Annotated in this window: 17 protein-coding genes; 12 read left to right on the forward strand and 5 right to left on the reverse strand. The window is 67.9% G+C overall.

What is annotated here, in order from left to right:
* Nucleotides 1-121: 121 nt before the first annotated feature.
* The 5 genes from AADJ02_RS04335 to AADJ02_RS04355 all read left to right on the forward strand — a co-directional run bounded on the left by AADJ02_RS04335 (nucleotide 122) and on the right by AADJ02_RS04355 (nucleotide 2,717).
* The gene (locus AADJ02_RS04335) at nucleotides 122-652 is read left to right on the forward strand and encodes a hypothetical protein (RefSeq protein WP_341211754.1); all 531 of its coding nucleotides are present in this window, start codon (nucleotides 122-124) and stop codon (nucleotides 650-652) included.
* A 58-nt stretch (nucleotides 653-710) separates the two neighbouring features.
* A complete protein-coding gene (locus AADJ02_RS04340; protein WP_341211755.1) occupies nucleotides 711-857 on the forward strand; it encodes an aa3-type cytochrome c oxidase subunit IV in 147 nt (48 codons plus the stop codon).
* A 4-nt stretch (nucleotides 858-861) separates the two neighbouring features.
* Complete coding sequence (locus AADJ02_RS04345) at nucleotides 862-1,473, forward strand: hypothetical protein (protein WP_341211756.1); 612 nt, start codon at nucleotides 862-864, stop codon at nucleotides 1,471-1,473.
* A gap of 63 nt (nucleotides 1,474-1,536) precedes the next feature.
* Nucleotides 1,537-2,139 carry a molybdenum cofactor guanylyltransferase MobA gene (gene mobA, locus AADJ02_RS04350; protein ID WP_341211757.1) on the forward strand — a complete coding sequence of 201 codons (603 nt, stop codon included), beginning with the start codon at nucleotides 1,537-1,539 and terminating at the stop codon, nucleotides 2,137-2,139.
* On the forward strand, nucleotides 2,136-2,717 hold the full coding sequence (locus AADJ02_RS04355; protein ID WP_341211758.1) for a GNAT family N-acetyltransferase: 582 nt from the start codon (nucleotides 2,136-2,138) through the stop codon (nucleotides 2,715-2,717). Before mobA ends, AADJ02_RS04355 begins: the two co-directional genes overlap by 4 nt.
* A gap of 5 nt (nucleotides 2,718-2,722) precedes the next feature.
* Here AADJ02_RS04355 and AADJ02_RS04360 read toward each other — a convergent pair whose 3' ends face one another.
* Together AADJ02_RS04360 and greA are read right to left on the reverse strand one after the other, a co-directional pair.
* The gene (locus AADJ02_RS04360; protein ID WP_341211759.1) at nucleotides 2,723-3,688 is read right to left on the reverse strand and encodes a hypothetical protein; all 966 of its coding nucleotides are present in this window, start codon (nucleotides 3,686-3,688) and stop codon (nucleotides 2,723-2,725) included.
* A 28-nt stretch (nucleotides 3,689-3,716) separates the two neighbouring features.
* The gene (gene greA / locus AADJ02_RS04365) at nucleotides 3,717-4,187 is read right to left on the reverse strand and encodes a transcription elongation factor GreA (protein WP_341211760.1); all 471 of its coding nucleotides are present in this window, start codon (nucleotides 4,185-4,187) and stop codon (nucleotides 3,717-3,719) included.
* 254 nt (nucleotides 4,188-4,441) lie between these two features.
* Between greA and AADJ02_RS04370 the strand changes: the two genes are divergently transcribed.
* From AADJ02_RS04370 to AADJ02_RS04380, 3 genes are all read left to right on the forward strand, one after another.
* Nucleotides 4,442-6,112 carry an electron transfer flavoprotein-ubiquinone oxidoreductase gene (locus AADJ02_RS04370; RefSeq protein WP_341211761.1) on the forward strand — a complete coding sequence of 557 codons (1,671 nt, stop codon included), beginning with the start codon at nucleotides 4,442-4,444 and terminating at the stop codon, nucleotides 6,110-6,112.
* Between the two features lie 101 nt (nucleotides 6,113-6,213).
* A complete protein-coding gene (locus AADJ02_RS04375; protein ID WP_341211762.1) occupies nucleotides 6,214-7,920 on the forward strand; it encodes a tetratricopeptide repeat protein in 1,707 nt (568 codons plus the stop codon).
* A gap of 2 nt (nucleotides 7,921-7,922) precedes the next feature.
* A complete protein-coding gene (locus AADJ02_RS04380) occupies nucleotides 7,923-8,783 on the forward strand; it encodes a 4-(cytidine 5'-diphospho)-2-C-methyl-D-erythritol kinase (protein WP_341211763.1) in 861 nt (286 codons plus the stop codon).
* Here AADJ02_RS04380 and AADJ02_RS04385 read toward each other — a convergent pair.
* A complete protein-coding gene (locus AADJ02_RS04385) occupies nucleotides 8,776-9,774 on the reverse strand; it encodes a polyprenyl synthetase family protein (protein WP_341211764.1) in 999 nt (332 codons plus the stop codon). The two genes, AADJ02_RS04380 and AADJ02_RS04385, sit on opposite strands and share 8 nt — an antisense overlap.
* A 50-nt stretch (nucleotides 9,775-9,824) precedes the next feature.
* Between AADJ02_RS04385 and AADJ02_RS04390 the strand changes: the two genes are divergently transcribed.
* The 4 genes from AADJ02_RS04390 to AADJ02_RS04405 all read left to right on the forward strand — a co-directional run bounded on the left by AADJ02_RS04390 (nucleotide 9,825) and on the right by AADJ02_RS04405 (nucleotide 11,906).
* Complete coding sequence (locus AADJ02_RS04390; protein WP_045319857.1) at nucleotides 9,825-10,040, forward strand: DUF2007 domain-containing protein; 216 nt, start codon at nucleotides 9,825-9,827, stop codon at nucleotides 10,038-10,040.
* On the forward strand, nucleotides 10,018-10,782 hold the full coding sequence (locus AADJ02_RS04395; protein ID WP_341211765.1) for a methyltransferase domain-containing protein: 765 nt from the start codon (nucleotides 10,018-10,020) through the stop codon (nucleotides 10,780-10,782). The genes AADJ02_RS04390 and AADJ02_RS04395 overlap by 23 nt, the downstream gene beginning before the upstream one ends.
* 127 nt (nucleotides 10,783-10,909) lie before the next feature.
* On the forward strand, nucleotides 10,910-11,077 hold the full coding sequence (locus AADJ02_RS04400; RefSeq protein ID WP_341211766.1) for a YdcH family protein: 168 nt from the start codon (nucleotides 10,910-10,912) through the stop codon (nucleotides 11,075-11,077).
* Nucleotides 11,078-11,288: 211 nt separating this feature from the next.
* On the forward strand, nucleotides 11,289-11,906 hold the full coding sequence (locus AADJ02_RS04405) for a glutathione S-transferase family protein (RefSeq protein ID WP_341211767.1): 618 nt from the start codon (nucleotides 11,289-11,291) through the stop codon (nucleotides 11,904-11,906).
* A 57-nt stretch (nucleotides 11,907-11,963) separates the two neighbouring features.
* Here AADJ02_RS04405 and phbB read toward each other — a convergent pair whose 3' ends face one another.
* Nucleotides 11,964-12,689 (reverse strand): acetoacetyl-CoA reductase, encoded by a 726-nt coding sequence (phbB, locus tag AADJ02_RS04410; RefSeq protein ID WP_341211768.1) that lies wholly within the window; start codon nucleotides 12,687-12,689, stop codon nucleotides 11,964-11,966.
* A 56-nt stretch (nucleotides 12,690-12,745) separates the two neighbouring features.
* The gene (locus tag AADJ02_RS04415; RefSeq protein ID WP_341211769.1) at nucleotides 12,746-13,573 is read right to left on the reverse strand and encodes a patatin-like phospholipase family protein; all 828 of its coding nucleotides are present in this window, start codon (nucleotides 13,571-13,573) and stop codon (nucleotides 12,746-12,748) included.
* Nucleotide 13,574: the final 1 nt, after the last annotated feature.

The following is a 13,574-nucleotide window of genomic DNA, read 5'->3' on the forward strand; positions in this document are numbered from 1 at the left end:
GCCCCTGCGGTTGCTCGTCGGTGCGTATATGACGCGTCGGGAGGCCCCGTGCAACTCGCCGCCGCTTGACGCGGGGCGCGGGCGTGCCACCCTACGGCTCCCGCCCGAGGAGAAAACCGCCATGGCCGACCACATCATCGCCACTGCCGCCGAGGCGCTGGAGGCCGAGGCCCTGCCCCGGCTGCGCGAGGTCCATGCGGGCGAGAGTTCGGACACCGAGCAAGACGTCCTGCCGCCGGCGCTGCGCAAGCCCGCGCAGGGCAAGAGCCCGGCACGCTGGGCCTACGAGCGGCTGATCCATTACATCAAGCGGTTCGAGGACGGGCTGGAGCCGGGCGAAGAGGTCGCGATGGCGATGACCGGCGGGCATTCCGGCGTGCTGCGCATCCAAGGCATGGGCTATTTCGATCCCGACATCGTGACCTTCTATGGTTCCGATCCCGCCGGCGCCAAGACGCAGCTGATCCAGCACGTCACCCAGCTTTCGGTGATCCTGCGCGCCCTGCCCCGACCCCGCCCCGAAACCCCGCCCGAGCGCATCGGCTTCCAGCTCGCGCGCGAGCTCGAGGAAGAGGCGCCCGAGGGGACCGGGGACGAGACCGGGAAGGAGCCGAAGCCACAGGGACCCGATAACGCGCCCGAGACATCGTGACAAGGGGCGGGATTCGGGCTAACTCCCGGCCCGATACGCCAGATGCGAGGAGCCCCAGATGGCCGACGATCAGCACCACCACGTCCCCGGAACCATGGACATCACCGCGCAGGAGAAGACCTATGCGGGCTTTGTCAAGCTGACGATCCGCACCGTCATCGCGATCATCGTCGCTCTGATCCTGCTCGCGCTGATCAACGGCTGATCGGATGCAGCGGCGCGCGTTCCTCATGGCCGCGCCGCTGGCGCTGGCGGGCTGCGGCAACGGCGAGGCCGTCTGGGCGCCGGAGGCCGACGTGCTTCGGGCGCGCTACCGGCACGACGGGCCGCCTTCGCTCACGCTGTTTACCGTCAACAACCTGGGCACCGGCAACGGCGCGCATACCTCGCTGTTGATCAATGCGAGCCAGAGAGTGCTGTTCGACCCGGCCGGAAGCTTTGCACATTCGTCGATCCCAGAGCGCAACGACGTGCTGTTCGGGATGACCCCATCGGTCGTGGCGAGCTACATCTCCTACCATTCGCGCGCCTCCTACACGACGGTGGAGCAACAGATCGAGGTGCCCGCCGCCACAGCCGAGACGGCGCTGCGCCTCGCCTTTGCGGCGGGCCCCACGGCCCAGGCCTATTGCACCCGCGCGACCTCGAAGCTGCTGGGGCAATTGCCCGGCTTCGAAGGCCTCGGGACGACGTGGTTTCCCGACAAGTTGATGGCCCGGTTCGGCGCGCTGCCGGGTGTGGTGACCACCGAGCACAACGAAAACGACAGCGACAGCCTGCGCGACGCGCGGCGCGCCGTGGCGCGCCAGCTCGAAGGCTGAGGCCCCGCCGGCACGCGGTGGGCCTGACCCGAACTTGACCCGAACCCCGCGGGAGCCGAGCCGATGTCTGATCCTTTCGACGCGCCACCGGGCATGATCCTCGCAGGCGGGTTGTCGCGCCGGATGGGCGGCGGCGACAAGAGCCTTTTGCCCTTCGATGGCCGACCGCTTTTGTCCCATGTCATCGACCGGATGGCACCGCAGCTTCCGGCTCTCGCGCTCAATGCCAATGGCGACCCGACCCGATTCGCGCGTTTTGGTCTCGAAGTGGTGCCCGACCCGGTGCCGGACCACCCCGGACCGCTGGCGGGGGTGTTGGCGGCGATGGGCTGGGCCGAGGCGCGCGGTGCGCCTTGGGTGATCACCGTGCCGGGCGACACGCCGTGGCTGCCGGGCGACCTCGTGCCGCGGCTGATTCTCGCCGGGGAGGCCTCTGGCGGCCTGGCCGTGGCCGAAAGCGGTGGTCGGCTACACCCGGTCTGCGGGCTCTGGCCGGTGCGGCTGCGCGACAGGCTCGCCGCCGATATCGCGGCGGGCGCACGGCGCATCGGGGATTGGGCGCTGTCGCAGGGGGCGGCACGGGCCGGGTTTCCCACCGGATCGCCGGACCCCTTCGCCAATCTCAACACCCCTGCCGATTTCGCCCCACCCGGGGCCGCGGAGTGAAGATCTCCGCGGGCTTCGCGGAGAGCGAACGCGCGCAGATCGCGGCGCTCTACTGGGACGCGTTCGGGCCCAAGCTGGGGCGGGTTCTGGGCCCCCGCCGCCGCGCGCTGCGCTTCGTCGCCGCCGCGCTCGATCCCGCCCATGCGTTGTGCGCCCGCGCCCCCGACGGCACGCTGCTCGGGGTGGCCGGGTTCAAGACGATGCGCGGCGCGCTGGTGCTCGGCGGGCGGCGCGAGATGCGCGCGGCCTATGGCGTGGCGGGGGCGGCATGGCGGCGCGGCCTGCTGGCGCTGCTCGACAGCGACGTCGACAACCGCCGCTTTCTCATCGACGGGATCTTCGTGGCCCCTGAGGCGCGCGGGCGCGGCGTCGGCTCGCGGCTGATCGAGGCCTTGGCGCAGGAGGCCCGCGCCGGGGGCTACCGCGAAATCCGGCTCGAGGTGATCGACGAGAACCTGCGCGCCCGCGCGCTCTATGAACGGCGTGGCTTTTGCGCGGTGGGGCGGCGGCCCTTGGGACCGCTGCGCCTCGTCTTCGGGTTTCGAGCTGCGACGACGATGATCCGCCACCTCGGCTGAGGTTTTTACGAGAAATTGCCCGCCGCCGCGCCGAGCAGCCGGAAAGCCCGCCCGGTTCGGGTTTCGGCCAGAAGCGCGATCTCCTCGTCCTGCGCGCCGTCGCAGTAGTCGTCGAGCATGCGGTCGAACAGCCGCAGGAAGTGCTGCGCCGTGTCACGAAAGATCGTGTCCTCGCCCATCCGCGCCGCCGCGATCCCGGCCATGCCGTCGGCGTCGAGCCCACCTGCGAGCGGCGCAAGCGGCTCTCCCCTCTCGCCACGTGCAAGCGCGCGCCATGCGTCCGCAGGCGCAGGCGGCGGCGCGAGGTCATCCATGTAGATGCCGTCCTGACTCAGAAGCGTGAGCACGTCCTGGCTCGCCTGAATGAGCTGGCGCGCGCGGGTGTCGCGCAGCGCCGCGCGCAGGGCGGCAAAGCCTTCGAGATCCTGATCGCTGTCGGGAAAGTTGAGCGCCCGCGCCATCTCGGCCCGGCCCAGGGCGGGCGGTGGCGGTGGCGTGGGCTCTGGCGCCTCGGCCTCGGGCTCGGGCGCAGGCTCGGGGCGCATCACGCCAAAGCCCGCCAGCGCCGTCTCGGTCTGGCGCGAGGCGCGTTCGATCCCCGCGAGGCGTCGGTCGAGCTCGGCCGGAAGACCGCCGCCTCGCGCCTGCGTGCGCAGGCTGCGCTGCAGGGTCTGGATCTCGGCCCGCAGCCGGTGCGATTCCTCGCGCGCGCTGCGCGAGGCGTGGCTGGCGAACAGGCCGATCCAGATTAGCGCCAGCGGCACCACCACCACGAGCACCGGCCCCACCAGCGGCTGACCGCCAAGGGCCATGGCCAACCCGGCGATCACCGCCCAGGCCACGCTGGCACCGGCGGCGATGCGCTCGGCCCGGCCCATCAGCTCCCACGGCGCACCGATCTGCGCAGTCCCGGGCCGTGTCTCGGGGCGCTCCTCGAGCCGGTCATCTTGGATGTCGGGATCGTCGCTCATGCCATCCGCCCCTGCCGCATTCGCGGCGTCAAGAATAGCTGACGCTCAGGATCTCATAGGACTTCTCGCCGCCCGGCGTGCGGACCTCGACGCTGTCGCCCTTGTCCTTGCCGATCAGCGCGCGGGCCAGTGGCGACTTGATGTTGAGACGCCCCGCCTCGATGTCGGCCTCGTATTCGCCAACGATCTGGTAGGTCTTCTCCTCGTCGGTGTCCTCATCGACGAGCTTCACGGTGGCACCGAACTTGATCGTGCCCTTCATCTTCGCGGGATCGATCACCTCTGCGAGGCCGATCACCCCTTCGAGTTCCTTGATCCGGCCCTCGATGAAGCTCTGCTTTTCCTTGGCGGAATGATACTCGGCGTTCTCGCTGAGGTCGCCATGCGCGCGCGCCTCCGAGATCGCCGCGATGATCGCCGGGCGCTCGACCGATTTCAGGTGCTTGAGCTCTGCGTCGATCTTGGTGAAACCGGCGCGCGTCAGCGGGATCTTTTCCATATTCTCTAGCCTTTCCCCCGTGCGGGGCCGTGCAACACCGGACGTTCTAACCCCGCGGGGCCGCCCGAAGTCAAGCCCGCCCCCGACGCGCGTGGGGCCGATGCGGGGACATGGCCTTGAATGCGACAGCTCGAGGCGCGCATGCGCGGTGGGTCGAGTGTCGCATAAGCGCCATGGCGCCGGGTCGCAATTGTGCGTGCGCGGCGCATGCGATAGCCATTGGCCCGGAGCAGGAGAGCCAGCAGGGATCCGACATGACCGACACCACGAGCCAGATTCAGGACAAGCCCGAGCGCGAGGCGATGGAATACGACGTGGTGATCGTCGGCGCGGGGCCCGCGGGCCTCTCGGCGGCGATCCGCCTCAAGCAGCTCGACCCCGAGATCTCGGTGGTGGTGCTGGAAAAGGGCTCCGAAGTCGGCGCCCATATCCTGTCGGGCGCGGTGCTCGACCCTTGCGGCCTCGATCGGCTGTTGCCCGACTGGCGCGAGATGGGCGCGCCGATCACCGTCCCGGTCAAGGACGACCGCTTCTACATGCTGGGCGAAAGCGGATCGGTGCGCATCCCCAACCTCGCGATGCCGCCGTTGATGAACAATCACGGCAACTTCATCGTCTCGATGGGCAACGTCTGCCGCTGGATGGCCGAACAGGCCGAAAGCCTCGGCGTCGAGGTGTTTCCGGGCATGGCCTGCTCGGAGATCGTCTGGGGCGAGGATGGCCGCGTCGCGGGCGTGGTCGCGGGCGAGTTCGGCCGCAACGCCGACGGCACGCCGGGGCCGGGCTACGAGCCGGGCATGGAGCTCTTGGGCAAATACGTCTTCCTCGGCGAGGGCGTGCGCGGATCGCTGTCCAAGCAGGTGATCGAGCGCTTCGCGCTGGGCGAGGGCCGCGAGCCGCAGAAATACGGCCTCGGCATGAAGGAAATCTGGGAGATCGACCCCGCCAAGCACTCGGAGGGCCGCGTCGTCCATACCATGGGCTGGCCGCTCGAGAAGAACGCGGGTGGCGGGTCGTTCATCTACCACCTCGACAACAATCAGGTCTACGTCGGCTTCGTCGTGCATCTGGGCTACAAGAACCCCTACCTGCGCCCCTATCAGGAATTCCAGCGTTTCAAGCACCATCCGATGGTGGCCGAGCTGCTGAAGGGCGGCAAGCGCGTGGCTTATGGCGCGCGCGCGATCACCGAAGGCGGCTGGCAGTCGCTGCCGAAAACCGCCTTTCCGGGCGGCGCGCTCTTGGGCTGTTCGGCAGGCATGGTCAACGTGCCGCGCATCAAGGGTAACCACAACGCCATGCTTTCGGGCATCCACGCCGCCGAGGCCGCCTATGAGGCCATGTCTTCGGGCCGCGCCGGCGACGTGCTGGAAAGCTACGATGTGGCGGTGCGCGACGGTGCGATCGGCAAGGATCTCAAGAAGGTGCGCAACGTAAAGCCGATCTGGTCGCGCTGGGGTCTCACCGCCTCGATGGCGCTCGGCGGCTTCGACATGTGGACCAACACGCTGGGCTTCTCGCTCTTGGGCACGATGGGTCACGGCAAATCCGACGCCGAGGCGACCGAGCCCGCGAAGGATCATACCGAGATCGTCTATCCCAAGCCCGACGGGGTGTTGAGCTTCGATCGGCTGACCAGCGTCAGCTTTTCGGGGACCAACCACGAAGAAAGCCAGCCGTGTCATCTCAAGCTCAAGGACCCGAGCATCCCGATCGGTCACAATCTGCCGGTCTTTGCCGAGCCCGCGCAGCGCTATTGCCCCGCCGGGGTCTATGAGGTGGTCGAAAAGGACAATGGGCCGGAGTTCGTGATCAACTTCCAGAATTGCGTCCACTGCAAGACCTGCGACATCAAGGACCCCTCTCAGAACATCGTCTGGACAGTGCCGCAGGGGGGTGACGGGCCGAATTACCCAAACATGTGATCGCGGATATCCGCCGGTCCTAGGGAACCCACATTGCGTGATCACGTTACGCTCACTAGCGTGCCCACCAATGTGATGACCGGAACGGCAGGAGCATACCGATGGTGACTCGAAATCTGTGGGCCTTGGCCGTGACGGCCGGGCTCCTCGCGGTCCATTTGAGCCCCGCTCCGGCGGCGGCACAGAGCACACAGACCGACGCAGGGCCCTATCTCGCCGCTCGCGCTGCCGCTTCGGCTCAGGATTACGAAGCCGCCGTCGACTGGTTCCAGACCGCTCTGGGCGCCGATCCGCGCAATCCGGACCTGCTTGAAGGTGCGATCGCGGGGCTGCTGGCCACCGGCGAGATCAACGAGGCACTGCCGCTGGCCGAGCGCTTGCACGACGTCGGCGCCCGCAGTCAGGTCGCCAATATGGTGCTGCAGATCGATGCGGCGCAGCGTGGCGACTGGGCAGCCATCTTCGAGCTTTTGGAAGCGGGACGCGGCGTCGGGCCGCTCGTTGACGGGCTGACCCGGGCTTGGGCCCGGCTTGGACAAGGCCGCATGGATCTCGCGCTTTCGGCCTTCGACGAGGTGATCGAGACCCCCGGCCTGCGCGGCTTTGGCCTCTATCACAAGGCGCTGGCTTTGGCTGTGGCAGGCGATTTTGCCGCCGCCGACGAGATCTTTGCAGCCGCACCGGGCAATGGCCTGCCGATCAGCCGATCGGTCACGACCGCCCATGTGCAGATCCTGCAGCAACTCGATCGGCAGGATGACGCGCTGGCGCTGCTCGACCGGGCAGAGCGCGGCGATCCCATCCTCAGGGCGCTGCGCACCCAGATCGCGGCAGGGCCTGTACCTGGATGGACCTTCGTCACCAGCGCCGTCGACGGTCTGGCCGATCTCTATGTCACCGTCGCGGGGGCTCTGGGCGACGAAGTGCCCGGCTCCTTCGCGCTGCTCTATGCCCGTGCCGCGCTCGTGCTCGATCCCGACCGGGTCGAGGGGCTGCTGATCACGGCCAGCCTCTCGGAGCGGGCAGGACGGCTCGATCTGGCGCAATCGGCCTATGCCCGCGTGCCCAAGGACGATCCCGCCTTTGTCTCAGCCGAGCTTGGCCGTGCCGAGGTGCTGCGCCGCTCGGGCGAGCCCGCCCGCGCGCTCGAGGTGCTCGAGCAGCTGTCACGCACGGCCCCCGAATTGCCGGGTGTGCAAATCGCGATCGGCGATCTGCACCGCGCCCAAGGCGAGGACGCCGCAGCCGAGACCGCCTATAGCGACGCCATCCGTCTCGCGGGAGAAGACGTTGCATGGTGGCTGTATTACATGCGCGGGATTGCGCGTCATGCGCGTGACAACTGGTCCGGAGCCAAGGCCGATTTCCGTGCCGCGATCGCAATCGATCCCGAACGCGCCGAGGTTCTCAATTTCCTTGGCTATTCGCTGGTCGAGCGGGGCGAGGCGCTCGATGAGGCGCTCGACATGATCGAACGGGCGGTACGTGCCCAGCCCGACAACGGCGCCATTGTTGACAGCCTCGGCTGGGCCCAGTTCAAGCTTGGCCAGTACAAGGACGCGGTGGGGCACCTCGAACGGGCCGCCGAGCTGGAGCCGGTGGACCCGATCGTCAATGATCACTTGGGCGACGGCTACTGGGCCGTGGGCCGTCTGACCGAGGCGCGGTTCCAATGGCAGCGGGCGCTGTCGTTCGAACCCACCCCCGAGGCGGCCGCGCGGATCCGTGAGAAACTCGCAAAAGGGCTCGACGCGGTGATTGCCGCCGAGGGTGGCGCTCCGCTCCGGCAGGTGGCGCAGGGGCGCTGATCATGGCGCTCGACAAGGGGCTGGCCCCGGCTAAGATCAATCTGGCGCTGCATGTCACTGGCCTGCGCGCCGGGGGCTATCATCTGCTCGACAGCCTCGTGGCCTTTGCGGGCGTGGGAGATCAACTCACCGCGCTCGCTGCCACCGATCTGACGCTCGAGGTGACCGGGCCTTTCTCCAAGGGCGTGCCTCTCGACGAGAGCAACACCGTGATGCGCGCGGCCCGGGCGCTTCAGGCGGCGCGTGGCGTTACACAGGGCGCGCGGATCAAGCTGACCAAAGCCCTGCCCCATGCCGCAGGGATCGGCAGCGGATCCTCCGATGCCGCCGCGGCGCTGCGGCTGCTCAGCCAGGTCTGGGGGGTCGAGAACTTCACCCCCGGCGACCTCGAAGTGTTGGAACTGGGCGCGGATGTGCCGGTCTGCCTGAACGCGCCCGCGCCAACCCGGATGAGCGGCATAGGCGAGATTCTGACCCCGGTGCCCCCCCTGCCCTCTTGCGGTCTGGTGCTGGTCAACCCCGGGGTGGAAGTGCCCACGGGCCAGGTCTTCGACAAGCTGGAGCGCTCCGATAATTCGGCCATGGCCGTTCTGCCGGACCGGCTCGATTACGAGGGTCTGCTGGACTGGCTTGGCGCGCAGCGCAACGATCTGCAGGCCCCCGCCGAGGCGCTTGCCCCCGAGATCACCCGTGCGCTCAAGCGGCTGCGCACGATGCCCGGGGTCGATCTCGCGGTGATGTCCGGCTCGGGGGCCACCTGCGTGGGCCTCACGCGCGACATGGGCCGCGCCCGTCAGGTCGCCCGCGCCATCCAGCTGTCGGAAATGGGCTGGTGGGTCGCGCCCGCGCCGCTGCTCAGCTGATCCGCTCGACCACGTAGCTCGCCAAGTCCTCGAGCATGTCGGCCAAGGGATGGCGCGGCAGCTCGCGCAGGCTCAGGCGCGCCCGCTCGGCCCAGTCGAGCGCGGTCTGGCGCGTGCTGGCCAAGGCACCGTGTCGCGCGAGAATCGCCTGCGCCCGCGCAAGATCGCCCTCTTCGACCCGGCCCTTGCCGATGGTGCGGCTCCAGAAGGCGCGCTCCTCTGCATCGGCCTGCGCCAATGCCCGGATCACCGGCAGAGTCAGCTTGCCTTCGCGCAGATCATCGCCGAGCGCCTTGCCGATCGCCGCCGTGCCACCGTAGTCGAGCAGATCGTCGACGATCTGAAAGGCGATGCCGAGCGCGTCACCATAGGCACGCAGCGCCGCGACATGCGGCTCTGGCGCACCGGCGATGATGCCACCCACCTCGGTTGCCGCCGAGAACAGCGCCGCGGTCTTGCCGCGCACCACTCGCAGGTAGGTCTCTTCGGTGGTCTCGAGATTGCGCGCCGCCGTGAGCTGCAGCACCTCGCCCTCGGCGATGGTGGCCGAGGCGTTCGAGAGGATGCCCAGCACCCGCAGCGAGCCGGTTTCGACCATTACCTGAAACGAGCGCGCAAAGAGGTAGTCGCCCACCAGCACGGAAGAGGTGTTGTCCCACAGAAGGTTCGCGGTGGGGCGGCCCCGCCGCTGCTTGCTGTCGTCGACGACGTCGTCATGCAGCAAGGTCGCGGTATGGATGAACTCCACCGTCGCGGCGAGGTGAATATGGTAAGGACCGTCGTAGCCGCACAGCCTTGCGGCGGCGAGCGTCAGCATCGGACGCAGCCGCTTGCCGCCCGCCTCGACCAGATGCGCCGTCACCTCCGGAATGCGCGGCGCGTGCTCGGAGGCCATGCGCTCGCGGATCATCGCATTGACCGCCTGCATATCGCCCGAAAGGGCCTGCGCGAGGCGGTCGTGCGGTTTGGCGGTGGGCGTGGCAAGATCCATGGGCGGCGGTCTTCTCGACAAGGGCGTCGAAACGCCCTAGCTGGTTGCGGATGAAAGAGCTTTTGCGCAGCAATGACCCGACGGTCTTCGCCTTTGCCACCGCCCTTCTGAACGGCGAGGGTATAGACTGCTTCGAGTGGGACGTAAACACGAGCATCCTCGAAGGATCGATCGGTATCCTGCCTCGCCGCCTGATGGTGCGCGATGCGGATCATGCCGCCGCCGAACGTGCGATGCGCGACAATGACATCGATCTGGGCCGATGAAGACCTGACCCGCGACGCCTTTCTGGGCGGGCGGGTGGCACTCCTGCAGCCGCGACGTGGCTACCGGGCGGGCACCGACCCGGTGTTGCTCGCGGCGGCGGTGGAGGCCACGCCTGGCCAGAGCGTGCTCGAGCTTGGCTGCGGCGCCGGAGCGGCGATGCTGTGCCTTGCCGCACGGGTACCAGACCTCGATTTGTGCGGGGTCGAGATCCAGCCGGGCTACGCCGATCTGGCGCGGCGCAACGCCGAGAGAAACAAGGCACGGGTCGCGGTCCACACCGCCGACCTGCGCGCGCTCCCGCCCGAGATCAAGGCGCGCCGCTTCGACCACGTCATCGCCAACCCGCCATATTTCGATCGCGCCCATTCGCGCCCGGCCCCCGACCCCGCCAAGGAGACCGCCTTTGGCGCGCCGCTGTCGCTGGCGCTATGGATCGACGCCATGGCACGGCGCGTGGCCCCCTTGGGCAGATTGACGCTGATCCAGCGGGCCGATCGTCTGCCCGAGATCATCGCGGCGCTGCACGGGCGCATGGGAGGCCTCGCCGTGCGCCCACTTGTGTCGCGCGCGGGGCGGGACGCCGAAAGGGTGATCGTCACCGCGCGCCAGAGCGGCCGCGCCGCGTTTCGACTCGGGGCCCCCTTGGTGCTGCACGAGGGTGATCGGCACCTGTCGGATGCAGGCGATTTCACCCCCGAAGCCGAAGCAATTCTCCGTCATGGAGAAAAATTGCGCATCTAGCTCAACTTCTAGCGCAAGATTTCGCCGATCCTTTGCGAAAATGACGAATGCGTCGCATCTCGCAGGTGACAGAATTGTAAAACCGTGTTCGACTGAGGCTGTCGCAACCAGACACAGGAGACAGCCTATGAGCCTGACATCGCATCTGGAAGAACTGCGCAGGAAACATCAGTCGCTCTCGCAGGAGGTGGAGATGGCGCAGAGGGCGCCCGCCACCAGCGACTTCGAAATCGCTCAGATGAAAAAGCGTAAGCTCATGCTGAAGGAAGAGATCACGCGGCTCAGCCCGCATTAGGAGGAACGGATGCCGGGGCACGACCCCGGCTCTCCCCACCGGAGCGGCACGTACCTTTGAAACGCGCCCCCTCCGTCCAAGGCGCCTGCCGCATCCGCGTCGGGCGCCTTTTTCCTGTCCGACCTATAGGATCGCACTGGCATCGGGCGCCCTGCTCGGCTTTGCTCGCGCCATCACGTCCCGACGCGGGGCGCGCAGCAGGAGCCGAACCATGCCGGATATCGAACTCTACGGTCACCCGGATTCGGGCCATGCCTGCAAGGTGGCGCTGGCGCTCGGGCTGGCAGGCCTTGCCCATCGCACCTACCGCGTCGACATCTGGGCCGCGCCTGCAACGCGGCCGCCTGCATTTCTCGCGGCCAATCCGGCGGCCGAGGTACCGGTCCTGCTCATCGATGGCATCGCCCATGTGCAGTCGGGGGCGATCCTGCTCGAGATCGCGGGTCGATTTGCCTGTCTTGGCGGGGAGAGCGTGAGCGGGATGCGCCGCGCCCGCGAGTTGGTGATCTGGGAGGCGAACCGCATCGGCATGTGCCTGCCGCAACTCAAGGAAGCTCGCAGGCCCGGCGGCGATGACTTCGCGCCCGAGGTGCTGGACTGGTTGCGGATGCGCTTTGCGGCAGACGCCCGGCGCTTCGACATGCTTCTCGGCAGCGCCGCTTTCCTGCACGGCAGCAAGCCGGGCGTGGGCGACTGCGCGGTCTGGGGCTATGCCCAATGGCTGGAGGAGGCCGGGGTCGCGCCGACTCCGCGCATGGGGGCTTGGATCGACCGGATGCGGGGGCTGGACGCCATGCGGGTACCGGAGGCGTTCTTTCCACCCCATTAGGTGCCCCTGCCCGCCGGGCTCGGGCCGGGCAGACGGCGAACCGTCTGCCCCTATGGGTCAAGCGAGGTACTGGCCACCGTTGGCCGAGAGCGTCGAGCCGGTGACGAAGCCCGCCTGTTCGGAGGCGAGGAACACCACGCAGCGCGCGATTTCCTCGGGCTCGCCCAGACGGCCCACGGGGATCTGCGGCAGGATCACGTCGTTCATCACTTTTTCAGGAATCGTGCTCATCATCTCGGTGTTGATGTAGCCCGGGCAGATCGCGTTCACGGTGATCCCGGCGCGTGCGCCCTCCTGCGACAGCGCCTTGGTAAAGCCGATGTCGCCCGCCTTGGCGGCGGCATAGTTGGCTTGTGCGAACTGGCCCTTCTGGCCGTTGATCGAGGAGATGTTGACGATGCGGCCGAACTTGCGCTCACGCAGACCGGGCCAGACACAGTGCGTCATGTTGAACAGGCCGGTGAGGTTGGTGTCGATCACCTCGCGCCACTGCTGCGGCGTCATCTTGTGGAACGGCGCGTCGCGGGTGATGCCGGCGTTGTTCACGAGGATCTCAACCGGGCCGTGCTCGGACTCGACCTGCGAGATGCCTGCCTTGCAAGCCTCGTAATCGCCCACGTCCCATTTGTAAGTGGCGATGCCGGTTTCCTCGGTGAAGGTCTTCGCCTTTTCGTCATTGCCCGCATAGGTTGCGACGACGTTATAGCCTTCCGCCTTCAATGCCTTGGAAATGGCGGCGCCGATGCCGCGGCTGCCCCCCGTCACGAGTGCCGTTCTTGCCATCTCTGCTCTCCCTCGCATGCGATTGGTCTGTTCCGACAGTCTCGCATCACGCAGGGTCAAACAAGCCCAACCTCGTCGCAAAAGGTCTCGGCGTCGCGCGCGCCCTGCTCCCAGGTGCGGCACAGCTTGTCTGGATCGGTAAAATCGATCTTGTCGGCGGGGGTCTCGTCCGACGGCATCACATAACGCCGCCCCGAGACCCGCGGCAACTTGCGGTAGCGCCGGGTGAGCAGCACCAGCGTCTCGCCCTCGTCGGGCTCGGGCATCGGCGCCTGATCGGCCATGCCGCCATCGACGACCGGTCGCCCGTCCCAGTCGGGCGGCTCGAACACCGGGGGAATCACCGCCGCGGCGCAAACCAGATCGACAAGCCGTCCGTCGCTCGCGGCTGCGTTCGCATCCACGAGGCTGACCTCGAGACCCAGCTTTTCGGCCCATGAAAAATGCGGTGAGTTGATCAGATGCAGCTCGGCCTCATAGGCCAAGGTCGCCGCCACGCCGCTTATCTTCGGCAGACCGCCCGCGGGCGGGTGCGCGATCAGGATCTGCGTTCGCGGGCCTTGGGCGACCGTCCGCGCCGCCGCGTCGTCGAGCACCTTGCTCACGACCTTGCAGTAGATCCGCTGATGCGGACTGATGTCGCCCGCCTCGCGGTCGAACAGGTTGCTCTGCTGTTCTTCGAAGGCCTCGCACATCGCGTCGAGCAGTTTGCGTTCGCGGTCCGCCACATAGGCCGCCGCCGACAGCGCACCACCCGAGACGCCAGCGATGCGCTCGGGCGCGATCCGGGCGCGCTGGCCGAGCACTTCCATGAAGCCGCCCTGCCAGAAACAGCGCAGACCGCCCCCCGAAAACACGAGTTGCCGAGGAGCGGTCCAGGTCACG

Origin of the sequence: uncultured Limimaricola sp., from assembly GCF_964022235.1 — a bacterium.
In the GTDB taxonomy this organism is placed as follows: Bacteria; Pseudomonadota; Alphaproteobacteria; order Rhodobacterales; family Rhodobacteraceae; genus Limimaricola.